The 22,610-nt window shown below is 68.1% G+C and carries 23 protein-coding genes; 5 read left to right on the plus strand and 18 right to left on the minus strand.

The features are described from left to right. The first annotated feature begins 145 nt into the window (after positions 1–145). Positions 146–505: an RHS repeat-associated core domain-containing protein gene (locus BM144_RS20280; protein ID WP_217644362.1), complete on the plus strand. Its 360-nt coding sequence runs from the start codon at positions 146–148 to the stop codon at positions 503–505. A gap of 414 nt (positions 506–919) precedes the next feature. Continuing rightward, positions 920–1,144, plus strand: a complete 225-nt coding sequence (locus BM144_RS20285) for a hypothetical protein (RefSeq protein ID WP_092956797.1) — start codon at positions 920–922, stop codon at positions 1,142–1,144. On the opposite strand, the gene BM144_RS23255 is transcribed toward BM144_RS20285, so the two are convergent. The 13 genes from BM144_RS23255 to flgB form a co-directional block, all read right to left on the minus strand. Beyond that, on the minus strand, positions 1,137–1,451 hold the full coding sequence (locus tag BM144_RS23255) for a hypothetical protein (RefSeq protein ID WP_175526093.1): 315 nt from the start codon (positions 1,449–1,451) through the stop codon (positions 1,137–1,139). The genes BM144_RS20285 and BM144_RS23255 overlap by 8 nt on opposite strands. Positions 1,452–1,541: 90 nt before the next feature. Further along, a complete protein-coding gene (locus BM144_RS20290; RefSeq protein ID WP_092956800.1) occupies positions 1,542–2,771 on the minus strand; it encodes an HDOD domain-containing protein in 1,230 nt (409 codons plus the stop codon). Between the two features lie 58 nt (positions 2,772–2,829). Beyond that, the gene (gene flgL / locus BM144_RS20295) at positions 2,830–4,116 is read right to left on the minus strand and encodes a flagellar hook-associated protein FlgL (RefSeq protein WP_092956803.1); all 1,287 of its coding nucleotides are present in this window, start codon (positions 4,114–4,116) and stop codon (positions 2,830–2,832) included. A 58-nt stretch (positions 4,117–4,174) separates the two neighbouring features. Further along, on the minus strand, positions 4,175–6,106 hold the full coding sequence (gene flgK, locus BM144_RS20300; protein WP_092956806.1) for a flagellar hook-associated protein FlgK: 1,932 nt from the start codon (positions 6,104–6,106) through the stop codon (positions 4,175–4,177). A 16-nt stretch (positions 6,107–6,122) separates the two neighbouring features. Further along, positions 6,123–7,025: a flagellar assembly peptidoglycan hydrolase FlgJ gene (flgJ, locus tag BM144_RS20305; RefSeq protein WP_092956809.1), complete on the minus strand. Its 903-nt coding sequence runs from the start codon at positions 7,023–7,025 to the stop codon at positions 6,123–6,125. 54 nt (positions 7,026–7,079) lie between these two features. After that, positions 7,080–8,246, minus strand: a complete 1,167-nt coding sequence (locus BM144_RS20310) for a flagellar basal body P-ring protein FlgI (protein WP_092956812.1) — start codon at positions 8,244–8,246, stop codon at positions 7,080–7,082. Positions 8,247–8,530: 284 nt separating this feature from the next. Beyond that, entirely contained in the window at positions 8,531–9,232 is a 702-nt protein-coding gene (locus BM144_RS20315) for a flagellar basal body L-ring protein FlgH (protein ID WP_092956815.1), read from the minus strand. A gap of 35 nt (positions 9,233–9,267) precedes the next feature. After that, positions 9,268–10,050, minus strand: coding sequence for a flagellar basal-body rod protein FlgG (gene flgG, locus BM144_RS20320; RefSeq protein WP_092956818.1), 783 nt, complete (start codon positions 10,048–10,050; stop codon positions 9,268–9,270). Between the two features lie 54 nt (positions 10,051–10,104). Then, on the minus strand, positions 10,105–10,845 hold the full coding sequence (gene flgF / locus BM144_RS20325) for a flagellar basal-body rod protein FlgF (RefSeq protein WP_092956821.1): 741 nt from the start codon (positions 10,843–10,845) through the stop codon (positions 10,105–10,107). 61 nt (positions 10,846–10,906) lie between these two features. Beyond that, positions 10,907–12,184: a flagellar hook protein FlgE gene (gene flgE, locus BM144_RS20330; RefSeq protein WP_092956824.1), complete on the minus strand. Its 1,278-nt coding sequence runs from the start codon at positions 12,182–12,184 to the stop codon at positions 10,907–10,909. A gap of 63 nt (positions 12,185–12,247) precedes the next feature. Beyond that, positions 12,248–12,898 (minus strand): flagellar hook assembly protein FlgD, encoded by a 651-nt coding sequence (locus BM144_RS20335; RefSeq protein WP_092956827.1) that lies wholly within the window; start codon positions 12,896–12,898, stop codon positions 12,248–12,250. A 24-nt stretch (positions 12,899–12,922) separates the two neighbouring features. Next, a complete protein-coding gene (flgC, locus tag BM144_RS20340; protein ID WP_092956830.1) occupies positions 12,923–13,327 on the minus strand; it encodes a flagellar basal body rod protein FlgC in 405 nt (134 codons plus the stop codon). 36 nt (positions 13,328–13,363) lie between these two features. Continuing rightward, positions 13,364–13,807, minus strand: coding sequence for a flagellar basal body rod protein FlgB (flgB, locus tag BM144_RS20345; protein WP_092956833.1), 444 nt, complete (start codon positions 13,805–13,807; stop codon positions 13,364–13,366). Between the two features lie 256 nt (positions 13,808–14,063). Here flgB and flgA point away from each other — a divergent pair, with 256 nt between their 5' ends. The 3 genes from flgA to BM144_RS20360 all read left to right on the plus strand — a co-directional run bounded on the left by flgA (position 14,064) and on the right by BM144_RS20360 (position 15,767). Continuing rightward, a complete protein-coding gene (flgA, locus tag BM144_RS20350; protein ID WP_092956836.1) occupies positions 14,064–14,840 on the plus strand; it encodes a flagellar basal body P-ring formation chaperone FlgA in 777 nt (258 codons plus the stop codon). Between the two features lie 91 nt (positions 14,841–14,931). Next, positions 14,932–15,276 (plus strand): flagellar biosynthesis anti-sigma factor FlgM, encoded by a 345-nt coding sequence (flgM, locus tag BM144_RS20355; RefSeq protein WP_092956839.1) that lies wholly within the window; start codon positions 14,932–14,934, stop codon positions 15,274–15,276. 83 nt (positions 15,277–15,359) lie between these two features. Further along, positions 15,360–15,767, plus strand: a complete 408-nt coding sequence (locus BM144_RS20360; protein ID WP_092956842.1) for a prefoldin domain-containing protein — start codon at positions 15,360–15,362, stop codon at positions 15,765–15,767. A gap of 223 nt (positions 15,768–15,990) precedes the next feature. Here BM144_RS20360 and BM144_RS20365 read toward each other — a convergent pair whose 3' ends face one another. From BM144_RS20365 to BM144_RS20385, 5 genes are read right to left on the minus strand one after another with little or no spacing between them, the layout of a single operon-like run. Then, positions 15,991–16,707, minus strand: a complete 717-nt coding sequence (locus tag BM144_RS20365) for an RNA polymerase sigma factor FliA (protein WP_092956845.1) — start codon at positions 16,705–16,707, stop codon at positions 15,991–15,993. Positions 16,708–16,711: 4 nt separating this feature from the next. Further along, the gene (locus tag BM144_RS20370) at positions 16,712–17,509 is read right to left on the minus strand and encodes a hypothetical protein (RefSeq protein ID WP_092956849.1); all 798 of its coding nucleotides are present in this window, start codon (positions 17,507–17,509) and stop codon (positions 16,712–16,714) included. Beyond that, entirely contained in the window at positions 17,502–19,061 is a 1,560-nt protein-coding gene (gene flhF / locus BM144_RS20375) for a flagellar biosynthesis GTPase FlhF (protein WP_092956852.1), read from the minus strand. The genes BM144_RS20370 and flhF overlap by 8 nt, the downstream gene beginning before the upstream one ends. Continuing rightward, entirely contained in the window at positions 19,058–21,139 is a 2,082-nt protein-coding gene (flhA, locus tag BM144_RS20380; RefSeq protein WP_092956855.1) for a flagellar biosynthesis protein FlhA, read from the minus strand. Before flhA ends, flhF begins: the two co-directional genes overlap by 4 nt. Then, positions 21,136–22,308 carry an EscU/YscU/HrcU family type III secretion system export apparatus switch protein gene (locus BM144_RS20385; protein WP_092956858.1) on the minus strand — a complete coding sequence of 391 codons (1,173 nt, stop codon included), beginning with the start codon at positions 22,306–22,308 and terminating at the stop codon, positions 21,136–21,138. Before BM144_RS20385 ends, flhA begins: the two co-directional genes overlap by 4 nt. Positions 22,309–22,610 lie beyond the last annotated feature (302 nt).

Here is a 22,610-nt window from a genome sequence, read left to right on the forward strand (position 1 = left end):
CAAAGACGGATTTCTACCATTTGACTGACCCTCTCACTGCGGCGAATCCAATCGCGGTGGTGGTCAAATCAACGGGCGCCTGTACGCCATCGATGCGGACCACCTGAACACGCCCCGGCGGCTGACGAACGCGCAGGGGCAGGTGGTGTGGCAGTGGCTGATCACGGGCTTTGGAGAAGCGAACCCGACCACCGGCGCCACGGGCTACGCGCAGAGCGGGCAAGCCGGCATCCGCAACTACGGGGAAGCGGTGCGGTTCGACCTGCGGTATCCGGGGCAGGTGTGGGACGAGGAGACGGGGCTGAACTACAACCTGCACCGGTACTACGACGCGGCGAGCGGGCGGTACATCCAGGCCGATCCGATCGGGCTGGAGGGTGGGTGGAATCGGTTCGGGTATGTGGGCGCGGATCCGCTGAACTTCTCGGACAACGAAGCCTGCAAAGGCGTTCGGCCGTGCCTCCGGTCAGTTATGCGCAAAGTCTGCTCAACGCACAGGGTGTGAATCTCACAAGCCAGATTCGGCAGTACCAGCCCAACTATGCGCCGATGTATGTCTCGGCTCCTGGGCAAGGGTTCACTGCGGCGAATATCAGGCAATTGCGGGGAGCGTTACAAAGACTGCAAAACTCGGGCACGTGCAGTCCGTCGGATGCGGTAATTGCAGAGACTACAGGTGGTAGTGGGAATATGACCAGCTCATATAGGCTGAGCGCTGATGATCTTTTAAGTGCAGGTCAGCGTTTTTTGGGGGTTGGATGTCTTTCGGAGTGCAGATGGGATGAGGCAATTCCGAATTGATGGAAATTCTTTGGCGGGGAACCATTCGCCCGGAATGCCGCACGGGCATCTGGAGATCTATTCGCCTGGATCGGCTAGGCCGATCGTAAACAATCACATCTTGTTTTTTGATTGAATTATGAAAATAGAAATCGGAGTTTCAGGTCGGATAATTTCTGGTATAGAACTTGGCAGATATGTAAAAGTGATTGATGATGCTGAGTCTTCGGGTGGTTATTTAATAATAACTTCTGCAGATGCCGATTTTAAGGAGGATGGCTTTGATGCTTGGGTGGAAGACGAAGGGCAGCTTATAAGATATTTCGAAGAAGCAGGGTGGAAAGTGAATTGGATAATTAAATAGTTAAATTTGGCTTTATTGGGGTATAAAAATTCTTGCTGGAGCGTGAAAGAATTGAGAAAAATATTTCCTCTCCGGCAGCAGACACCCCGCAATCACGCAGCCACGGAGAACCTCTCAAAATTTCTCGATCTGCAAATTTATGCGTCGTAAATCGTTGATTTATGAAGGCGCTGAGTGGCTGAATTCGGGGTTTGGGAAAATTCTCGACGGTGTAAGCGGAGGACGGCACCGGCAGCACGGTGCTGGGCCAGTACGCCAACCGCCGCAGCAGCGACAGCGCGGCCCCCGCCGGTGAGATGGACCGCATGGAGGTGATCTGGCTGCCCACAGCCCCGGGCCCGCTGCCCGCGTGCGTGGCCCCCTCAGCCCGACGGCCCACGTTGCCCTGTGGGCCGCTTCACCTTCCCGCCGGCCGCTCTACCACCAGATCCGAGATCACCCGCAGCAATGCCCGGTTGACCTCCTCCAGGTCCAACTCGTGAGCTTCGCACAGCTGGCGGACCGCGTTGGCGTCTTCGGATTCGAGTGCGCAGGCCATTTCCAGGCTCGATGCGTAGGGGCCGGTGCGCAGCACGGCCGCGTCGTAGATGCGTTCCGACAGGGGCAGCCGGCGCAGGATGGTGCCGAGCGGCTCGGAGAGCAGCTCGCCCAGTTGCGACAGCAGGCCGCAGAGGTAGACCTCGCGGCGCAGGTCGTTTTCGACGCCGGCGTCGAGCAGGCGTTCGGTGAGGTGGGCGCGGATCACCATGGATTCGCGGATGGGCTGGAGGTTGGGGTCGGTGCTGGCGTGCGGCAACTGGTCGCCGAGCCAGCGCTGCAGGGAGCCGTAGCCCATCATGACGAGGCCGCGGCGCAGCGAGTCGACACCCGTGCGCAGGCCGAGCGCGGCCGAGTTGGTGTAGACCATGAACCGGTAGGCGAGCAGCGGGTCTTCGCCGAGGATCTGCTCGAAGGCTTCGAGCGATTGCTCCGCGTCGATGGCGCGCATGAGCTTGAGCACGGTCTCGTGCGCGGGCTGGGGGGGCTGGTGCCGCAGGCTGTAGAGCACGTCCTCGGCGGGCCATCCGGCGATGGCGAGCGCGTGGTGCCGGTCCAGGCAGTGTTCCATGAGCGGGCGGCTGGCCACGCTTTCGTAGATCTGGCCCGCGATGACGGGGCTGGGCGCGGCCGGTGCGCCGCGGATCGGGCCGCCGGCCGCGCGCAGGGCCGCGGCGGCATCGGTGGCGGACAGGGTGAGCAGGCTGTTGTCGAAGCAGGCGGCCACCTCGGCCGGGGGCAGGTGGTCGAGCGGGCCGCGCCACACGAGTTTCAGGCCGCGCTGGTGGGCGGCGCGCACGCGGGCGAACAGGTCGGCATCGCCGAGCCAGGCGTCGGGCACGCTGATCCAGGGCGTGCCGCGCGGGGCCTGGGCGAGCAGGTCGGCCAGCAGTTGCGGGCTCTGCGGCGACAGCAGCAGGGGGGGAGAACTGGCGCTCCAGAGTTCCTGCAGCGTGCGCAGCAGGTGGGGCGCATCGACGAGCGCTTCGCCGGCGATGTGCACATGCAGCTGGACGGCTGCGAGGCGGCGGGCCTGGTTCCAGAGGGGGCGGTATCCGAGGATCAGGCTGCCGAGGACGGATTGGACCATGGGTGGGCGGTGCGGTGGCCCGGCGGAGGGGGCCTGCGCCCCGGTTGTCTCTTTCCGCCTAGCCGATGTAATTGAACAGCGACAGCTTCTGCACTTGCGCGTACGACTGCAGGGCCGCCTGGTAGCCGGTCTGGTTGTTCTGGAAGTCGGAGATGCCCTTGATCATATCGAGATCCTCCGCACGCGAGCGGTCGGCCTCCAGCTGCACCTGGCGCTTGTCCTGGTCGCCCGTGATGCGGTCCGCGCGGTTGAGCAGTTCACCCGCGTAGCCGCGCATGTTGTGGATGCGTTCCAGCCCGATGTCGATGTTGTTGAGCGCCTGGCCCACGGCCTGCGTGGCCGCGTTGCTGTTGGTGGCGCCGCCGATGTCGCGGATCGCTTGGTCGATGGAGCTGAAGATGCTCGCGCTCGGCTTGAGCGAGACGGTGTCGCCGTTGGCGGGCGAGAAGTTGTAGGTGCCGTCGGACTGCTTGGTGGGCGTGCCCGTGATGTTGAAACTCACGCCCGGGATGCCGGTGACCGCGATGGAGACGGCCTTGTCGGAGGGGAAGTCGGGCACCGTGACGGGCGCGGACGAGACGCCCGTGGTCGTGTTGGTGATCGTGTAGGTGGCCGTGGTGGTGCCGGCCGTGGCGCCGGGGCCCACGCCGCTGAAGACCACCTGGTAGTCGTCGCCGGTGACGAGGCTGGTGTCCACCGGTTTCACGCCATCGGTCACGAGCAGCCGGCCCGAGGGGATGGCGCTCACCGATGCGGTGTAGACCCCGTCGCGCTTGGGCTGGAACATGAAGGCCGATTCGCCGTCGATCGACACCGGCAGCGAGGTGCCCGAGCCCGAGGCCAGGCCCGCCTGCCCCGCGAAGCTGTAGTCGGGGCTGCCGGACTGCGGGCCCAGGAAGGGTTCGAGCGCGCTGCCCAGCGCGCCCAGCAGCGGCAGGCCGTTGGTGTCCTTGCGGTTGACCAGGTCGGAGAGCTGCTCGCGCAGGCCCTGCACCTGGTTCATCATGGTTTTGCGGTCTTCGGATTTGAGCGAGCCGTTGCCCGCGTTCACGATGAGCTGGCGCAGTTCCTGCACGATGTCCACGGCCTGCCCGAGCGTGGACTCGGCCTGGGTGACGGTGTTGCGCGCGTTCTCCAGCGCGCGCTGCTCACTCTGCACGCGCGACAGGCGCGTCATGGCGCGCTCGGCCTGCGCGGCGGCCACGGGGTCGTCGCTCGCGCGCACCACGCGCTTGCCGGAGGTGAGGTTCTCCTGCAGGTTGGACAGCGCCGTCTGGCGCTGCGACAGGTTGCGCAGCGCGTTGTCGTACTGGTTGGCGGTGGCGGTGCGGTAGAAGGTGCTCATGGCGTTCTCCGGAGGGCCGGGTTCGTTTCAGCGGGCGGTGGCGGGATCGGCGTCGGCATCAGCGGCCCATCGTCTGCAGCAGGCTGTCGAAGATGCTCTGCGCGATCTGCAGGACCTTGGCCGAAGCCTGGTAGGCCTGCTGGTACTGGATCAGCTTGGCCGCTTCCTCGTCCAGGTTCACGCCCGAGACGGCGGTGCGGTCGCGTTCGAGGTTGGAGGCGATGGTGGCCGACACGTCCGCAGCGTATTTGGCGTTCTGCGTGCGCGTGCCGACCTGCGCCATGAGGCCGGCATAGCCGTCGCTCATGGTCGCTTCGTCGAACATCTTCACGTCGCCCAGCGCGTCGAGCGCCGAGGCATTGCCCGCATTGCGCTTGTAGGCGTCGCCGTACTGCGGGTCCAGGGCGTTGCCCACCTTCACGGTATCGCCCGTGCCGGGGGTGCCCTTGAGGGTGATCTCCCAGCCGTCGATGGTGATGGGCTGGCCGGCCGTGTAGGCCAGCCCGGTGGTGCCCGAGGCCGGCGTGGTCGATCCCGTCACGCCGTAGGTGGCCGGCGGGCCGGCGGCGAAGGTGAGCGTCACTCCGCCCGGGGTGGGCGGCGCCGTGAAACCGGTGGACGTGGCCTGCACCGACGTCAGCTGCAGCGAGCCGTTGTTGGTCGTGCCCATGGAGGCGTTCACCGGGCTGGCGGCCGCGAGGTCGCGCGGCGAGAGCACGCGCGCCTCGATGTTGGAGGCCGCGCTGCTGAAGGGCTTGAACAGCATGCGCTCGCCGGCCGCGCCCGCAGCGGTGAGGTTGAAGTTGAGGCCGTCGATCTGCTGGCCCGCGAGGTTCGCGAGGTCGGTGAAGCCCGTGGCCTTGCCGTCCGACAGGCGCACCACCTGGCCCGCGGGCGGCGTGGTGAATCGCACTTCGTAGTCGGAGGCGGCGAACTTCGTCGCATCGGTGAAGGCGACGTTGCCCACGGCCGTGCCGCTGGTGTAGCCGGGCATCGTGCTGGCGACGGAGAACAGGTCCTTGCCGGGCTGGCCGTCGAGCGTCACGCCCAGCTTGTGCTGCGCGTTCATCGTCATGCCGATCGACTGGGCCATGCGGCCCAGCAGGTTGCGCCCCTCGGCCACGTCGGTGTTGTGGAAGCGCAGCAGGCCCGACAGCTCGCCGCCCGCGAGCATGGAGTCGTCCAGTTCGATGGGCTTGGCGCCCGGCGGGCTGAAGTACAGCTTGAGCTGCCCGCTGCCGGGGAACAGGCTCGACTCCTCCACGGCCAGCGGTGTGGCGGTGGTGCCCAGCACCAGGGGCTGGCTGCCCGCCACGAAGAGGCCCACCGTGCCGTCGTCGGCCGCCACCTGCGTGGTCTGCACGTACTGGTTGATCTCGCGGATGATCTGGTCGCGCTGGTCCAGCAGGTCGTTCGGCGTCTGGCCGTTGCCCTTCACGCGCGCGATCTGCTCGTTCACCGCCGCCATCTGCTTGGCCAGGCTGTTGATCGCGTTCACGTCGCTCTTGAGCTGTTCCTTGACGGTGTACTGGATCTCGTCGATGCGTTCGGCGGCCGAGCGCATGCGCGCGGCGGTCTCGTCCATGCGGGTGATGGTCACCGTGCGCGCCGTGATGTCGGTCGGCGCGGCGACCACGTCCTTGAGCGAGTTGAGCATGTCGGTGATCGATGCGCCCAGCCCGCTGGTGCCGCCGCTGAACACGTCCTGCATCTGCGACAGGCGCTCGGCCCGCGTCTTGTCGGCCGTCTGGGAGGAATTGGCCGCGGCCGCCTGGCGCGTGAGCAGTTCGTTGTGGTTGCGCAGGATGGTCTGCACGTCCACGCCCTGGCCGATATAGCCGCCGCCCGTGAACTGGCCCTGCACCGTCTGCAGCGACAGCGTCTGGCGCGAATAGCCCGCCGTGTTGACGTTGGCGATGTTGTGCCCGGCCGTCTGCAGGGCCGTCTGGTTGGCGAGGAGGGCGCGGGCGCCGACGTTGAGCAGGCTCATGTGCGTTCACCCATCCTCAGGCCGACGGGCCCACGCGCAGCGTGCTGTGGATGGCCCGGCTCAGCTTGTTCGCGTACTCGGGGTCGGTGGCGTAGCCGGCCTTCTGCAGTTCGGCCGCGTAGGCCACGGCCGAATGCGTCTTCTCGCGGGCCTTCTCGTAGCGCGGGTTGTCGTTGATGAGGCGCGCGTAGTCCTTGAACGAATCCTCGTACGAATCGTAGGCGCGGAATTTCGCGGTCACCTTGCGCGGGGTGCCGTTGATGTATTCGGTGGTGGTGATCTCGGCCACCTTGCCGGTCCAGCCCTTGCCGGCCTTGATGCCGAACAGGTTGAACGAGTTGCTGCCGTCCTTGGCACGGATCTCACTCTTGCCCCAGCCGGTCTCGTGGCCGGCCTGGCCGAGCATGAAGCTCGCGGGGATGCCGCTGTCCTGCGACACGCGCTCGGCCGCGTCGCGGTGGTGCTGCACGAAGCTGTCGCGGCCCTTGGGCGCGGGCGCATAGGCGTTGGCGGCCGCGGCGGCGCGTGCGGGCGACTGCGACGGCAGGCTCAGCGTGGAGGGGGGCGAGAACGCCGGTGCGGCCTCCTGGCCGCCGCCGATCTGCCGCGTGAGCTGGCGCTGGATGGCCTCGGAGAGCCCGCCGGGCAGGCCCGACATCTGCACCGAGAGCTGCTGGTCCAGCATGTCCGTGCCCAGGTCCGCCTGTCCGCCTTCCATCAGGCCGGACTTCATCGTCGCCTCGCGCATGCTCTTGATCATCTCGCGCATGAAGAGCGACTCGAACTGCTTGGCCGCCTCCTTGGCGGCCTGCGGGTTGTTCTGGCCGGCTTCGTACTTGAGCGCGTTGAGCGAGCGCGCGTCCACCGCCAGCGCATTCGTGGCCGAGGGCGACGCGGAGGAGGGCAGGCTGAGGGCCATGGCGTTCTTCTCCCGGCGGTCAGGCGGAGGCGGTGGGGGCGGCCGGGGTCGTCATCAGATGACCTCCAGCTCGGCGTTCAGGGCGCCAGCGGCCTTGATGGCCTGCAGGATGGCCAGCAGGTCCTGCGGCGTGGCGCCCAGCGTGTTGAGCGCGCGCACCACGTCGGCGAGCTGCGGCGAGGGCGGCATCTGGATGATGTTGCCCGGGTCCTGCTTGATGGCGATATCGCTCTTTTGCGCGACCACCGTCTGGCCCTGGGACAGCGGATTGGGCTGGCTGATGACGGGCGTGGAGCTGATGGTGATCGACAGGTTGCCGTGCGCGATGGCGCAGGGGCCCAGCGTCACGGCCTGGTTCAGCACGATGGAGCCGGTGCGCGCGTTGATCACCACCTTGGCGGCCGGCGTGGCGTCGGCCACCGTCAGCTCTTCGAGGTCGGCGATGAAATTCACGCGCTCGCCCGGGTTCTGCGGGGCCCGCACCTGCACCGTGCGGCCGTCGAGCGCGGTGGCGATGTTCACGCCCTTGCCCAGCTTGCCGTTGATGGCCTGCGCCACCTTGCGCGCGGTCTGGAAATCGGAGGCGTTGAGGCCCAGGTTGATCGTGTCGCCGTCGTGCAGCGGCGTGGGCACCGCACGCTCCACCTGCGCGCCTTCAGGGATGCGGCCCGCGCTCAGGTGGTTGATCTGCACCTTGCTGCCGCCGGCGGAAGCCCCCGCGCCGCCCACGACGAGGTTGCCCTGCGCCAGCGCATAGATCTCGCCGTCGGCGCCGCGCAGCGGCGTGGCGATCAGCGTGCCGCCCTTGAGCGACTTGGCGTTGCCCATCGAGGACACGCTCACGTCGATCTGCTGGCCCGGCTGGGCGAAGGCCGGCAGTTGCGCCGTCACGATCACCGTGGCCACGTTCTTGAGTTGCGGCGCCGCCGTGCCGGGCGGCAGGCTGATGCCCATCTGCTGCAGGTAATTGGTGAGCGCCTGCGTGGTGATGGGCATCTGCGTGGTCTGGTCGCCCGTGCCGTCCAGCCCCACGACGAGCCCGTAGCCCGTGAGCTGGTTGCTGCGCACGCCCTGCACCGCCGCCACCTCCTTGATGCGCAGCGCGTGCGCGGGTGCCATCGCCGCCACGAGCAGGGCGAACGCGGCCAGGCCTTGCGCGAGCCCGTGCCGCAGGGCGGCCCGGTGCGCGCGTGCGAAGAAGGAGGGGGAGAGGAACGTCATGGCACCGATTGTGGAATCGGAGGCCCCGGAGGAATGGACCGAAAAGGCGCCGGATCACGGCTCTTTTGGGGGAACAGGGGGGCGGGGTCCAGGGCGGGGCGCTGTTGCGGATTCCTCGCAGGCCTGGCATGCCCCTGGGCCTGGCGTGGCACGGCTTTCATCGAAAAGTGCTGCATGCCGCCGGATTCATTGAATAGTTTGCTATATAAATAATAGCAAAAACCCGTTCCGCTGGGTGCGGTACGGGCTTGGAGCGGAAGAGCCGGCATCGCGCCGGCGGGCCGTCAGAACGGCGCGACCGAGTTGAAGGCGCGTGCCAGCCAGCCCATGGCCTGGGCTTCGGCCGGCGACCCGCGGCCGCGCGACTGCACACGGGCGTTGGCCACCAGGGTGGAGCTGACCACGCTGTTGGGTTGCAGAGAGCGCGGGTCCACCGTGCCCGAGAAACGCAGCACGTCCACGTTCTCGGCCACGCCGATCTGCTTTTCGCCCGCGATCACGAGGTGGCCGTTGGGCAGCACTTCGATGACCGTGGTGGTGATGGTGCCGGTGAAGGTGTTGCTGCTCTGCAGGTCGCCCTTGCCCTCGAAGTTGTTGGTGCTGTTGCCGCCCAGCCGGAGCTTGCTGGTGTCGGCCGTGCCCACGAACGGGAAGGCGGTGATGCCGGCCGTGTTGGCGGCCGTGCGGTCCACCTTGGAGCTGGACTTCTGCGAGGCGGAGATCGTCTCCACGATCTGGATCGTGACGATGTCGCCCACCAGGCGCGCGCGGCGGTCCTCGAAGGCCGGCCGGTAGCTGGCCGCGTGGAAGAGGCTGCCCGTGGCCGGGCCGGTGGCGCGGGGCGCGGTCTGCACGGCCACGGGCGGCAGCGTGGGCGGCATGTCGATGGGCGGCGGCGGGTTGATCGAGGCGCAGCCCGTGGCGGCCAGCAGGGCGGCGATCGTGGCAAGGCGCGCGAAAGCGGAGAGGGGGACGGTGTGCGGCATGGTCAGTGTTCCGAAAGGGAAGGAGAGGGCGCGCATCACAGCTGCGCGAGCTTGGCTAGCATCTGGTCGGACGTCTGGATGGCCTTGGAATTCATTTCGTAGGCGCGCTGCGTCTGGATCATCGAGACCAGCTCTTCCACGACGTTCACGTTGGAGGTTTCGAGGAAGCCCTGGCGCATGATCCCCAGGCCGTTCGTGCCGGGCGTGCCCTGCTGCGGCTGGCCCGAGGCGGCCGATTCCTTGAACATGTTCTGCCCCACCGGCTCCAGGCCGGCCGAGTTGACGAAGCTCGCCATGCCCAGCGTGCCGATCTGCTGCGGCGCCGTCGTGCCCGGCACCGTGGCCGAGACGATGCCGTCGGTGCTGATGCTGATGCTGGTCGCGTTGGCGGGCACGGTGATGCCGTTGGCCACGGGCAGGCCGCTGGAGGTGACCATGCGGCCCTGCGAATCGAGCTGGAAGGAGCCGTCGCGCGTGTAGCCGGTGGTGCCGTCGGGCATCGTCACCTCGAAGAAGCCGTTGCCGTTGATCGCCACGTCCAGGTTGTTGTTGGACTGCTGCAGGCTGCCCTGCGTGAAGTTGCGGCTGGTGGCCACCGTGCGCACGCCCAGGCCCAGGTGCAGGCCCGTGGGCAGCTGGTTCTGCTCGGTGGTCTGCGCGCCCACCTGGCGCAGGTTCTGGTAGATCAGGTCTTCGAACACCGCGTTGTTGCGCTTGTAGCCGGTGGTCGAGACGTTGGCGAGGTTGTGGGAGATCACGTCCAGCTGCGTCTGCTGGGCGGACATGCCGGTCTTGGCGATCCAGAGCGAATTGATCATGGCGGTTCCTCGGAAGGTGCGGGCGTTCGGGCGGAGGCGGCGGCGGGCGGCGCGTCAGCCGTTGAGGTTGAGCAGCTGGCTGGCCGACTTGTCGTTGTTCTCGGCCGTCTGCAGCAGGCGCAGCTGGGCTTCGAACTGCCGGGAGGCGGAGATCATCCCGACCATGCTTTCGACGGCGTTCACGTTGGAGCCCTCCAGCGCGCCCGACAGCAGCCGGCCGTTCGGGTCATTGGGCATGGGCTCGCCGGAGGCGGGTCGGAACAGCCCGTCGTCGCCGCGCTTGAGCGGGTCCTCGAGCGTGGGCGTGGCGAGCTTCAGGCGCCCGATGGGCGTGGCCTGCTGGCCCGCGACGCGTGCGGTGATGGTGCCGTCCGAGCCCAGCGAGACATCGGCGCCGGGCGGCACGTCGATGGGACCGCCGCCGTCCGACAGCACCGTGAGGCCGTTGGAGGTGCGCAGCTGCCCCTCGGCCGTGACCTCGAAGCTGCCGTTGCGCGTGTACGACTCGGTGCCGTCCAGCCCCTGCACCGCGAACCACGCGTTGCCCACGGCCATCGCATCCAGGTTGCGGCCCGTGCGCTGCACGGGGCCGGGGGTTTCCACGTGGCCGGAGGTGGCCTCCAGCGCGAACACGCGGGTCTTGGAGCCGTCGCCCTGCACCGGCACCGAGCGGAAGGTGGACATTTCCGCGCGGAAGCCGTTGGTGGACGCATTGGCGAGGTTGTTGGACAGCACCGCCTGCCGCTGGGCGGCGGCGTTGGCGCCCGTCATGGAGGTGTAGATGATGTGGTCCATCGCTCGGCCTGTGGAAGGAAATGCGTCGTGGGGTCAGGGGTGGGTCAGCGCGGGCGTGGCGTCAGCGCAGGTTCACCAGGGTGGACATCACCTGGTCCTGCGTCTTGATGGTCTGCGCGTTGGCCTGGTAGGCGCGCTGCGCGGTCATCATGTTCACCAGCTCGGCCGTGAGGTCCACGTTGGAGTCCTCCAGCGCGCCGGAGCGCAGGGCGCCGAACTTGCCCTCGGTGGGCGTGCCCAGCACGGGCTGGCCCGACTCGAAGGTTTCCACCCAGTTGTTGTTGCCGACCGAGGCCAGCCCCTGCGTGTTGCGGAAGGTGGCCAGCGCCACCTGGCCCTCGGCGCGCGTCACGCCGTTGGAGTAGCGGGTCATCACCGTGCCGTTGTTCTCGATGCTGATGCCGGTCAGTTCGCCGGCGGTGTAGCCGTCCTGCGAGAGGTTGGACACCGCGAACGACTTGCCGAACTGCGTCACGCCGTCGAGCTTCGCGTTCACCGTGTAGCTGGTCAGGTTGTTCGGGTTGGGCGGCGAGGGCGTGATCGTGAGCGGCAACTGGAAGCCCGTTTCGGGGGCGGTGGCTGCGGGTCCGGTGATCTTGCCGTTGTTGTCGAAGGTGATCTGCCCGATCGCCGTGGCCACCACGGGCGGCGTGGCGGTGGGGTCGTCGAGCTGGTCGTACACGTCCCAGGTGTTGGCGCCGTTCTTCTGGAAATACAGGCTCACCGGCTTGGCCACGCCCTGGCTGTCGTACACGTTGATCGACGTGCCGTAGGTGGAGCGCGGCGTGGCGGCGATGGGCGGCGTGGCCGTCGGGTCGCCGGCGGCGTCGGGCGCGCGGGCGTCCAGGTTGAACTCGGCCGTGATGGACGTGGTCTGCTTGGCCGGGATCGGCTTGGACGTGGGGAAGGTGAGCGGCGTCGCGTTGCTGGCGGTGCGCGTCCCGGTGGTCGGGTCGAGCGCGTAGCCCATCACCTGCGCACCGCTGTTGGTCACCACGCGGCCGGTGTTGTCGAGCTTGAAGTTGCCGGCGCGCGTGTAGGCGCGGGAACCGTCGGGCTGCTGCAGCGTGAAGAAGCCGTCGCCGTTGATCGCCACGTCCAGGCTGTTGCCGGTCACGGAGATGTTGCCCTGGTTGAACTGCTGGGAGACCGCGGAGAGTTCCACCCCGATGCCGGCATTACTGCCGCCCGCGGAGCCGATGGCGGAGGCCACCATCTCGGCGAATTCGGCGCGCGAGGCCTTGAAGCCCGTGGTGCCGGAGTTGGCGACGTTGTGGCCGATCACGTCCAGGTTCTTGCTGGCGGCGTTGAGGCCGGACAGGCCTTGCTGGAAGCTCATGGTGTTCTCCTCGGGAAAACAGGGGGAAGGTGGAGGGGGAGGGAAGGGTGGAGCGCCGGCCGGTCAGAGCACCGCGCGGATGTTGCTGTAGTTCACGGTGCTGCCCGTGTCCAGGTTCAGAGTGAGCGCGCCCGCGTTGGAGCCGGTGCCCAGCACCTTGGCCTGCATGAGCGGGGTGGCTTCCACGGCAACGTCCTTGTTGGTCGCCACCACGCGGAACTTCAGGTCGCTCTGGGTGCCCGTGTACTTGCTGCCGTCCCACGAGAAGGTGTGGCGGCCCGACTCGCTCGCGCCGACCTCCACCGTGTCGACCAACTGGCCGCCGGGGGTGACGACTTCCACCTTGACGTCGGTGGCGGCGGTCTTGAGGTCGAACGTGCCGGTGCCCGTGCCGTCCTTGAAGGTCATCTTGGCGCCTTCGGTCAGCACCGAGCGGCCGATCATCATCGTGCCCTGCAGCGTCTGCATGGTCGTGAACTGCTCGGCCATGGTCTGCATGCTCAGGTTGAGTTGCTGGATGCCCGTCACCGTGTTGATCTGCGCCATCTGCGAGGTCATCTGGGCGTTGTCCAGCGGGTTCATGGGATCCTGGTTGTTCAGCTGCGCGACGAGCAGCTTCAGGAATCGGTCCTGCGCGGCGGCCGGATCGGTGGAGGAGTTGGAGTTCGAGCTCGTGTTCACGGTGGCCGTCGAGCCGATCGGGTTGAGGATCATGGTGCGGTCTCTCCGGGAGGTTGCTTACTGGCCCATCTGCAGCGTCTTGAGCAGCAGGGACTTGGTCGTGTTCATCACTTCGACGTTGTTCTGGTAGGAGCGCGAGGCCGAGATCATGTTGACCATCTCCTCCACCGCGTTCACGTTCGAGTGGGTGACGTAGCCCTCCGCATCCGCCTGCGGGTGGCTCGGGTCGTGCACCCGCTTGCCGGGCGTCTGGCTCTCGGTGATCCCGCTCACGCGCACGCCGGCCGAGGTGTCCGCGCCCATGGGCGTGGTCTGGAAGACGACCTGGCGGGCCTTGTAGGCCTGGCCGTCGGGGCCGGCCACGGCGTCCACGTTGGCCAGATTGCTGGCCACCACGTTGAGGCGCTGCGACTGCGCGCTGATCGCGCTGCCCGAGACGCCGAAGATCGAGAACATGGACATGGCGGAGACTCGCTTTCCTGGTGCGGGGCGTGGCGCTTACTGGCCCTGAATCGCGCTCAGCATCGTGCGCGCGTTGCCGTTGATGAAGCGCAGCGTGGCTTCGTAGCGCACGGCGTTGTCGGCGAACGCGGCGCGTTCGCGGTCCAGATCGACCGTGTTGTTGTCCAGGCTCGGCTGGGTCTGCACCGTATAGCCCAGCGTGCTGGCCGTGGACGAGCCGCTCGCGGCGGCGGGCAGCGGGATGTGGCGCGGGTCGCTCGCGCTCTGCTGGCGCTGGATCGCGCGCTGCGCGGTGCCGAGCGAGGCGCCCGAGCCCTGGCCGGTGGCATCGCGCAGTGCATCGGAGAAATTGAAGTCGCGCGCCACGTAGCCCGGGGTGTCGGCATTCGCGATGTTGCTGGCCAACGCACGCTGGCGCTCGGCACGCAGCAGCAGCGCGTTGCCGTGGAAATCCAGCCGTTCGGTCAACTTGTCGAGCATCGGGGCCACCTTGGAAAGTCGGGGTTCGGGGCCGGTCCGGGGCGCAATGCCCACGGGTTTTCGGCGTGGACCGATTATGGAAATGGGCCTGTTTTTCTAAAGCGCGAAGAACGCGGGGATTGGCGCGCAGTTCGGTCCATCGCCGCGCCGCCCACGCCCTAGAGTGCAGGGCGTGGAATCGCCCCCGGACCGCCCGTCCCGCCGGCCCTTTCCCCCCGCTGTTTTCCGCTTTCCGTTGTCGCCGCCAGGAGGCCCCATGTCCCGCATCTGCTCCACGTCCTTGTCCCGTCCCGCTCCGCGCGCAGCACGGCTGGTCTGCATGGCGGGCGCTGCCGCGCTCGCCTGGTGCGCCGCCACCGCGGTCCATGCCCAGGCCGCGCCCGGGGCGGATGCCACCGCCGACCTGGGCGGCATCACGCAGCGCTGGCTCGACGATGCGCTGCAGCGCGGCCAGGCTGCCGGCGGCCCGCTGCCGCTGCGCATGGAAGTGAGCGTGGGCCAACTCGATTCTCGGCTGCGCCTGGCGCCTTGCGCGCGCGTCGAGCCCTACCTGCCCGCCGGCTCCCGGCTCTGGGGCCGCACCCGGCTGGGCCTGCGGTGCGTGGAAGGCGCCACGGCCTGGAACGTGTTCCTGCCGGTCACCATCAAGGCTTTCGGGCCCGCCTGGGTGCTGACCGGCAACGTGGTCTCGGGCGCCGTTTTGACCGAAGCCGACGCCACCCAGGCCGAGGTCGACTGGGCAGCCGAAACCACCGCTGTCGTGGCCAACCCCGAAAGCTGGGTCGGGCAGGTGGCATCGCGCAACCTCATGGCCGGGCAGACGCTGCGCCAGCACATGGTCAAAGCCCCCACGCTCTTCCGGGCCGGCGCACCCGTGCGCGTCGTCGCCCAGGGCCGGGGCTATTCGGTAACATCCGCGGGCCAGGCCGTCACGGCCGGCGCCATCGGCGAGACTGTGCGCGTGCGCATGGATAATGGCCGGGTCGTTGCTGGAATTGTGTCCAACGATGGAACAGTAGAGATCGGTTTGTGACCTCCTGTTGCCGATAAAGCCCTAAAGTCCTCCGTCCGATGGCCGAAAACATTGCTACTGTGCCCCACATCGAACGGGGTGGGAGAGTGCGATGAAGATAGGACAAAACCCGGATTTGCCGACTGCGCTGACGCAGCAGGTCGGCGCGGCTGCCAAGCAGCCGCCCAAGGCCGCCGCTCCGGCGCCCGCTGCCGAAGAAGCCGCCAAGACCGCCACCACGGTCGCCACCGCCGGCGGCACGCCCGTGACGTTCTCCGGCGCCGCCCGTGCGCTGGACCCCGCCCTGCGCAGCGGTGCGGATTTCGACGCGAACAAGGTCAAGGCCGTGCGCGCCGCCATCGAGAAGGGCACCTTCACGGTAGACGCTGGCGCCATCGCCGACAAGCTGCTGTCCAACGCGCAGGAAATCATCGCCCACTCCCCCAAGAGCCACTGACCCGCTGAACCGTTCTTCGGGCGCCGGCCGCACCGCACGCGGCATGCGCGCCCTCCATGGGCCGGTCGGCACAGGACCGCCCCATGTACACCTCCTCCCCAGCTTCCCCTCCGGCCTCCCTCGAAACCGCGCTGGCTGCCGTCGAGTCGCACCTGGCCGACGTCGGCGCCCTGTTGTTGCAGGGCGATGCGCCCGCACTGGAACGCTGCGCGCCCCTGCTGCGGCAGGCGGCCCTGGATTTCTCCCGCGCCCTCGAAAGCCGCCCTGCCTCGGCGCCCGCATTGCCGCCCGAGTGGACCGCCCGCATCCGGGCCGTACGCAGTCAACTGGCCATGCAGCGCGAGCAGCTCGCCCGCCTGGCGGCGCTCACTGAACGCCAGGTGGCCTCGCTGCTGCCGCCGGACCAGGGCGTCTCCACCTATGGCAATGGCAGCCCGGCAGGGCAAGGCATGCGCGGCAGCGCGGCGCGCATCTACCGGTCGCAGAGCTGAGAAGAAGGTTCGCGGAGCCACCGCGCTGGAGCCGTGGGGCAGCGCTCCGTGGTCCAGTGGGGGAGCCAGACACCAGGCCGCAGGGCCGCCATGAATGTCTTCGCGGCCGTGTGCGAGCAACAAAGCTCAGGCGGCGATAGGCCGTGTGCGGAGTTATGTAACAAGCCTGCAGGTACGGTGATTCATCCCTGGCGCTCCATGCCAGCGACGGACCGTCTTCCGCTCAATGGCTGCGCATCTTGGCGCGCAGCCGCGCGATGGACTGGCTGTGGAGCTGGCAGATGCGTGATTCGGTCACGCCGAGCACGGCGGCGATCTCCTTGAGGTTCATGTCGTGCTCGTAGTACATGCCCATGATCTGCTGCTCGCGCTCGGGCAGCGCCTTGATGGCGGCCACGAGGGAGGTGCGCAGCCGCTGGTCGCGCAGCATGGCCATGGGGTCTGCGGCGGTGTCGGCGACGTGCCGGTCGAGAAAGCCTTCCTCGTCGTCGTCGCCGCGCGTCATGTCTTCCAGATAGACGAGCTGTGTGCCGCGGACCTTGCTCAGCAGGGACTGGTATTCGGGCAGGCTCAGTTCCAGTTCGGCGGCGATCTCGGATTCGAGCGGGCTGCGGCCCAGCTTCTGCTCCAGCCGCAGCACGGCCTGCTCGATCTCCTTCTGGCTCTTGCGCGAGCTGCGCGACATCCAGTCGCCTTCGCGCAGTTCGTCGAGCATGGCGCCGCGGATGCGCTGCGAGGCGAAGGTCTCGAACTGCACGCCCTGCGCCACCTCGTAGCGTGACAGTGCCTCGTTGAGGCCCATCATGCCGACCTGGATCAGATCGTCCAGCTCCACGTTGGGCGGGAGCTTGGCGATCATGTGGTGCGCGATCCGGCGCACCAGCGGCACGTGCTGCCGGATCAGCGCATCGCGGTCGAGCTGTCCTTTGGCGGTGTACATCGGATCAATGGCTCCGTGCGAATTGCGGGGTGTGCTGCGGTGCAATGAAGGGCGGGGCGGCGGGAACCTGCGCGGCGCCAATGGTGCCCGCGTTTTCCAGCAGTTGCAAGGCCAGCCGCTGCAGGTCCTGCGGGTGGTTGGCCCGCAGGGTGGTGGTGTGCAATTCGCTGCCCAGGTGCCGCTCGGCGCAGCGCTGCAGGGCGGCCAGCACGGCGTGCGCGCGGGCGAAGCTGGCCGGGCGGTCCGTGGGGACCACCGAGGCGACCGTGCACGGCACGCCGGCATGCATCGCCATGTGCTTGAGCTGGCGGTAGCTTTGCACGGCATGATCGCCGCCCTCGGCGATCAGCAGCGGGACGGTGGAGGTCTCGCGCACCAACGGGGCGAGCGTTTCGGCGGGCGCATACACGGCCAGCACCGAATAGGCCCGGAAGAAGGGCTGCAGCGTCTGCTGGGCGGCGAAGGCGTCCACGCTTTGCCGCGCCAGGCGGCGCAGGCCATAGGCGGCGGGCAGCACGGCCAGCGAAGCGGCCGCGGCGGCGCCCGTGTCCAGCGGCGCGCCGTGCTGCCACGAAGGCGCGGCCAGCAGATGGGCCAGGCCGGGCGCGGCATCGGTTTCGCGCGCGGTGCCGTCGAGCACGGCCACGGGGTAGCCCATGCGCTGGAGCGCCGAGCACACCTGGAACAGGGTCTCGAGCCCATAGGCCGCATCCGGCTGCGCCAGGATGGCGACCATGCGCAGTTGCGACTCGGGCATCAGGCCCAGCAGGCTCGCGCCCTGGTGAAAGCTGGCATCAAGCATCGACCAGTCCCCTTTCCATGGCCATCTCTGGCGAGTGCGAGAAGAAGAAGTTCAGGTCCGACGCCTTGGGATCGAAGGCCGACTTGGCGGGCGAGCGCATCGACGTGGCGATGAGCTTGTGCGCGTCGGCGGCTTCCCAGTCCTCGGGCACGCGCTGGCCGTTGGTCACGCCGCGCAGCACCATCTGGTGGCGGATCAGCGCGTCGACGGCCGGGCCGAGCTTCACGGCTTCGTCCACCTTGGAGAGGATGGCCTGTTGCGAGCCTTCGGTCCTGAAGCCCGTGAGCACGTCGTCCAGCGTATCGCCGTGGCAGCCGGCGTTCAGCACCAGCAGGCGGTTCACGCCGGGCAGGTCGAGCACGTTGAGCATGTCGCGCTTGCGCGGATCGCGCGGCGCCACGCCCGTGGTGTCGATGAGCACCATCTTCTTGCCGGCCAGCAGGCCCAGCAGGTCCTGCAGGGCGGCGCGGTCGTGCGCGAGGTGGGCCACCACGCCGAGCATGCGGCCATAGGTGCGCAGCTGCTCGTGGGCGCCGACGCGGTAGGTGTCGAGCGTGATGAGCCCCACGCTCGCAGGGCCGTGGATGCGGGCGCAGAGCGCGGCCAGCTTGGCGGTGGTCGTGGTCTTGCCCACGCCCGTGGCGCCGACCATCGCGTACACGCCGCCTTCTTCGTACAGGGGGCGGGCGTGCGCGTCGGTCTTGAGGTTGCGCTCCAGCACGTCCATGAGCCAGCGCACGGCCTCGGCCGCGCCCAGTTCCTCGGGCAGGCGCTCCAGGACGGCCCGGGCGAGCGACGGCGAATAGCCCGCGCGGATGAGCTTGAGCATCAGATTGGACTGGATCGGGTTCTGCCGGGCCTGGCCGAGCCAGGCGAGCGTGTTGAAACGGTCCTCGATGAGGTCCTTCATCGACTGCAGCTCGTTCATGAGGTTCTGCTGCCCCGACTCCTGCGCCAGCGACGGCACGATGGGCGACTGCACGCGGCGTTCGCGCACGGGCTCGGGCGGCAGGCCCATGGGAATGGAGGCGCGCAGCGGGTTGTGGCGCTGCACGGGTGCGCTGGCGGCCGCGGGCGGCGGGCTGGCGCGTTCGGGCGTGCGCGGCTGGGGCGCGCGGGCCGCGGGCATGCGCTCGGGCATGGCCTGCTCTTCCACCATCGGTTCGGGCGAGCCGTGCAGGGCCTCGTGGCGGCGGCGCAGCATGCGTTCGCGCACATAGTCCTGGAAGGAGAGCGTGCTCATCGCGAGCTGCTCGGTGTCCTGGGCCACGGGGTTGCGCGGGGCTTCGGCGCGGGGCGCGGGGCGCGCCGGGCGGCTCGATTGCGAGGGGTTGGCGGCCATGTCGGCGGCGCGCTCCTGCAGGCGGGAGCCGGCCTGGGGCGGCTCGGGGGTGTTCTCCAGCGACGAGAGGGTGTCTTCCGCGGTGGCCATCACCTCGACGCCGCCGGCGATCTGGCGGTTCGAGAGGATGAGGGTGCCGTCTCCGAAGGCCATGCGCGCCTTGGCCAGGGCCTCACGCGAGGTGGGGGCGGTAAAGCGTTTGATGTTCATGCTGCACCTTTGAGGATCGGGCCAATGCGGATGGTGTGGGTTTCAGGGATCTCGCTGTGGGCGAGCACCTGCAGGCGGGGAGCCACCCGGCGCACGAGGCGCGAGACGGCGTTGCGGATGGCGTCGGGCACCAGCAGGCAGGCGGGCATGCCCATTTCTTCCTGCTTCATGGCCACTTCGGCTGCCTTCTGCGTGAGGATGTCGGCCACGCCCGGGTCGAGCGAGGGGCCGCCGGCGTTGCCCAGGGCCTGCACCAGCAGGCGCTCCAGGCCGGGCTCGATGGCGATCACGTTCAGCTCCCGGGTGGGGCCGTAGATCTGCTGCACGATGGCCGGCGAGAGGGCGATGCGCACGCGGCGCGCCAGCTCCACCGGGTCGGCGACGCTGCCCGCATGCTCGGCGAGGGTTTCGATGATGGTGCGGATGTCCCGGATGTGGACGGACTCTTCCAGCAGCAGCTGGAGGACCTTCTGGAACGTTGCGATCGACACCATTTTGGGAACCACTTCCTCGATGAGCTTGGGGGCCAGCTTGCTGACATGTTCCACGAGCTGCTGCGTTTCCGTGCGGCTCAGGAGCTTGGCTGCCTGGACTTGCATCAAGTGTGACAAATGGGTGGCCATGACGGTTTCGGAATCAACGACCGTAAAACCCGCCATTTGTGCCGCTTCCTTCTGGTGATCGTCGATCCAGTGCGCCGGCAGGCCGAAGGCCGGGTCGGTCGTGGGCGTGCCGATCAGCGGCGTGCTGATGCCGCCGGGGTTGATCGCCAGGAACATCCCGGGGAAGGCCTCGCCGTCGCCCACCACCACGCCGCGCAGCGTGATGCGGTAGGCGCTGGGCTTGAGTTCGAGGTTGTCGCGCACGTGCACTGCCGGCGGCAGGAAGCCCACTTCCTGGGCGAACTTGCGGCGCACACCCTTGATGCGCGTGAGCAGGTCGCCCTGGCGGCTCTTGTCCACCAGGGAGATCAGGCGGTAGCCCAGCTCCAGGCCCAGCAGGTCCACGGGCTGTAGGTCGTCCCAGGTGGCCTCGCCGTCGGTCACTGGCGCGGGCGGCGCCTCGACCGGCTTGGGGGCGTTGGCGCGCTGGTGCAGCAGCCAGGCGGCATAGCCGATGCCGCCGCCCAGGATCAGGAACACCGCGTGCGGCATGCCGGGAATCAGGCCCAGCAGGATCAGGATGCTGGCGGCCACGCCGAGCACGCGTGGCGACATGAAGAGCTGCTGCACGATTTGGCGGCCCATGTCCTCTTCCTTGCCGACGCGCGAGACCACCATGGCGGCGGCCACCGAGATCAGCAGGCCGGGGATCTGCGCCACCAGCGCATCGCCCACCGCCAGCAGGATGTAGCTGTTGGCCGCCTGCCCGGCCGAGAGGTCGTGCTGCAGCATGCCGATGGCGAAGCCGCCCACGATATTGATGAGCAGGATCAGGATGCCGGCGATGGCGTCGCCGCGCACGAACTTCGAGGCACCGTCCATCGAGCCGAAGAAGTTGGCCTCTTCCTGCACTTCCAGGCGGCGGCGCTTGGCCTCCTTCTCGTCGATCAGGCCGGCGTTCAGGTCGGCGTCCACCGCCATCTGCTTGCCGGGCATGGCGTCCAGCGTGAACCGGGCCGACACCTCGGCGATGCGCTCCGCGCCCTTGGTCACCACCACGAAGTTGATCACCACCAGGATGGCGAACACGATCAGCCCGACGGCGAAGTTGCCGCCGATCAGGAAGTGCCCGAAGGCCTCGATCACTGCGCCGGCCGCGCCCGGACCGGTGTGGCCTTCCAGCAGCACGACGCGCGTGGACGCCACGTTCAGAGACAGCCGCATCAGCGTGGTGAGCAGCAGCACGGACGGGAAGGCCGCGAAGTCCAGCGGCCGGATCATGTAGGCGGCCACCATCATCACCATCAGCGCGACGGCGATGTTGAGCGTGAAGAACGTGTCCAGCAGCCAGGCCGGGATCGGCAGCACCATGAGCGCCAGGATGGCGACCACCAGGATCGGGGCCGACATGCCCTGCAGCATGGAGGCATTGGTGCCCGCCCATTGGCGGACGTTGCTCATCGTGGGAGTCTTCATGGCGCGTCACCTGCGGTGGATGCGGCGGACGGGGCGATCTTCGTGAGCGGATCGAGTTCCGGCGGCACGAACGGGTCGGGCTGGGCGTCGGGCATGCGGCCCTCGCCGCGCAGCGCGGCCTTGAGGCGGTACACGTAGGCCAGGATCTGCGCCACGGCCGCGTAGAGCTGGGCGGGGATCGGCTGCTCCAGCTCGGCATTGGCGTAGAGCGCACGTGCCAGCATGGGCGACTGCAGCACCGGCACGGAATTCTGGTTGGCCAGCTCGCGGATCTTGAACGCCAGCAGGTCGGTGCCCTTGGACACCACCTGGGGGGCGCCCATCGTCGCTTCGTCGTAGCGCAGCGCCACGGCATAGTGGGTGGGGTTCATCACCACGAAGTCGGCCTTGGCCACGTTGGCGAGGCTGGCGCGGTTGGCGATCTCGCGGGCGCGCTGGCGCTGGCGGCCCTTGACCTCGGGGCTGCCCTCGGACTGCTTGTGCTCCTGCTTCACTTCCTCGTGCGACATCTTCTGGCGCGACTTGAAGAAGAAGGCCTGGAGCGGCACGTCGATGACCGCCGCGATGAACACCACCAGCAGCATCAGCCCGACGCCGCCGGCGATCCATTCGCCCACGTGGCGCAGCGAGACCGGGGAGGGCTGCAGCACCAGCATCGCGACCTTCTCGATGCTGCTGCTCATGAAGTTCCACGCCACGGCCGCGAGGATGCAGGTCATCAGCACCATCTTGAGCACCGTGACCATCTGCTGCTTGGAAAACAGGTTCGCGAACCCGGAGATGGGGTTGAGCCGGCTGAAGTTGGGCATCACCGGCTTGAAGGTGAACAGCCAGCCGCCCGAGCCGATGGCGCTGGCGACGGTGGCCACGGCGGTGAGCAGGGCGAAGGCGGCGCTGGCCCCCACGCCGACGATGGTCATGTCCTGCAGGCGCTGCAGCATGGACCCCGTGGCATGCACCGTCTCGGCGTTGAACGCCATGTGGTGGGCGATGGCGCGCTGCAGGTGCTCGATGAGCGTGGGCGCCAGCGCATAGGTGCTGACCGCGCCCATGCCGAGGATGGCGATGTGGGAGAGATCGCGGGACCGCGCGGCCTGGCCCTCCTCGCGCGCTTGCTGGAGCTTGCGCTCGGTCGCGGGTAGCTGTTTGTCTTGGCTGGAGGAGTCCATGGTGGCATGACGGCTGGGTCATGCCAATTGTCGTGAGGGGCTCCGGAATCTAAAGCGCGAATAGACGGCCCGGGAGGCGTTTATTCCGGCCTGCCCGCTGGGCATCGTCGCGCAGGCATTGCATGGCAGTTGCTATCGAATATATAGCAAACTATTCAATGAATCCGGCGGCATGGAGCAGAAAACACCCTGAATGGGTAGGCGCATCCCCGGTGGCCGCCCGGAGCGCCTTCTTCCCCCGTGCCCCATGGCCGCGTGGCACCGCGCCGCACGGCCGTGGGGTACGGCCGCAGGCGGGTGGG

Source organism: Paracidovorax konjaci (assembly GCF_900112675.1).
In the GTDB taxonomy this organism is placed as follows: Bacteria; Pseudomonadota; Gammaproteobacteria; order Burkholderiales; family Burkholderiaceae_C; genus Paracidovorax; species Paracidovorax konjaci.

Coding starts and splice junctions, on each gene's coding strand:
- BM144_RS20285 (WP_092956797.1), top strand. CDS start 920: ATGAAAATAGAAATCGGAGTTTCAGGTCGGATAATTTCTGGTATAGAA.
- BM144_RS23255 (WP_175526093.1), bottom strand. CDS start 1,451: ATGCGGTCCATCTCACCGGCGGGGGCCGCGCTGTCGCTGCTGCGGCGG.
- BM144_RS20290 (WP_092956800.1), bottom strand. CDS start 2,771: ATGGTCCAATCCGTCCTCGGCAGCCTGATCCTCGGATACCGCCCCCTC.
- flgL (WP_092956803.1), bottom strand. CDS start 4,116: ATGAGCACCTTCTACCGCACCGCCACCGCCAACCAGTACGACAACGCG.
- flgK (WP_092956806.1), bottom strand. CDS start 6,106: ATGAGCCTGCTCAACGTCGGCGCCCGCGCCCTCCTCGCCAACCAGACG.
- flgJ (WP_092956809.1), bottom strand. CDS start 7,025: ATGGCCCTCAGCCTGCCCTCCTCCGCGTCGCCCTCGGCCACGAATGCG.
- BM144_RS20310 (WP_092956812.1), bottom strand. CDS start 8,246: ATGACGTTCCTCTCCCCCTCCTTCTTCGCACGCGCGCACCGGGCCGCC.
- BM144_RS20315 (WP_092956815.1), bottom strand. CDS start 9,232: ATGCCGCACACCGTCCCCCTCTCCGCTTTCGCGCGCCTTGCCACGATC.
- flgG (WP_092956818.1), bottom strand. CDS start 10,050: ATGATCAATTCGCTCTGGATCGCCAAGACCGGCATGTCCGCCCAGCAG.
- flgF (WP_092956821.1), bottom strand. CDS start 10,845: ATGGACCACATCATCTACACCTCCATGACGGGCGCCAACGCCGCCGCC.
- flgE (WP_092956824.1), bottom strand. CDS start 12,184: ATGAGCTTCCAGCAAGGCCTGTCCGGCCTCAACGCCGCCAGCAAGAAC.
- BM144_RS20335 (WP_092956827.1), bottom strand. CDS start 12,898: ATGATCCTCAACCCGATCGGCTCGACGGCCACCGTGAACACGAGCTCG.
- flgC (WP_092956830.1), bottom strand. CDS start 13,327: ATGTCCATGTTCTCGATCTTCGGCGTCTCGGGCAGCGCGATCAGCGCG.
- flgB (WP_092956833.1), bottom strand. CDS start 13,807: ATGCTCGACAAGTTGACCGAACGGCTGGATTTCCACGGCAACGCGCTG.
- flgA (WP_092956836.1), top strand. CDS start 14,064: ATGTCCCGCATCTGCTCCACGTCCTTGTCCCGTCCCGCTCCGCGCGCA.
- flgM (WP_092956839.1), top strand. CDS start 14,932: ATGAAGATAGGACAAAACCCGGATTTGCCGACTGCGCTGACGCAGCAG.
- BM144_RS20360 (WP_092956842.1), top strand. CDS start 15,360: ATGTACACCTCCTCCCCAGCTTCCCCTCCGGCCTCCCTCGAAACCGCG.
- BM144_RS20365 (WP_092956845.1), bottom strand. CDS start 16,707: ATGTACACCGCCAAAGGACAGCTCGACCGCGATGCGCTGATCCGGCAG.
- BM144_RS20370 (WP_092956849.1), bottom strand. CDS start 17,509: ATGCTTGATGCCAGCTTTCACCAGGGCGCGAGCCTGCTGGGCCTGATG.
- flhF (WP_092956852.1), bottom strand. CDS start 19,061: ATGAACATCAAACGCTTTACCGCCCCCACCTCGCGTGAGGCCCTGGCC.
- flhA (WP_092956855.1), bottom strand. CDS start 21,139: ATGAAGACTCCCACGATGAGCAACGTCCGCCAATGGGCGGGCACCAAT.
- BM144_RS20385 (WP_092956858.1), bottom strand. CDS start 22,308: ATGGACTCCTCCAGCCAAGACAAACAGCTACCCGCGACCGAGCGCAAG.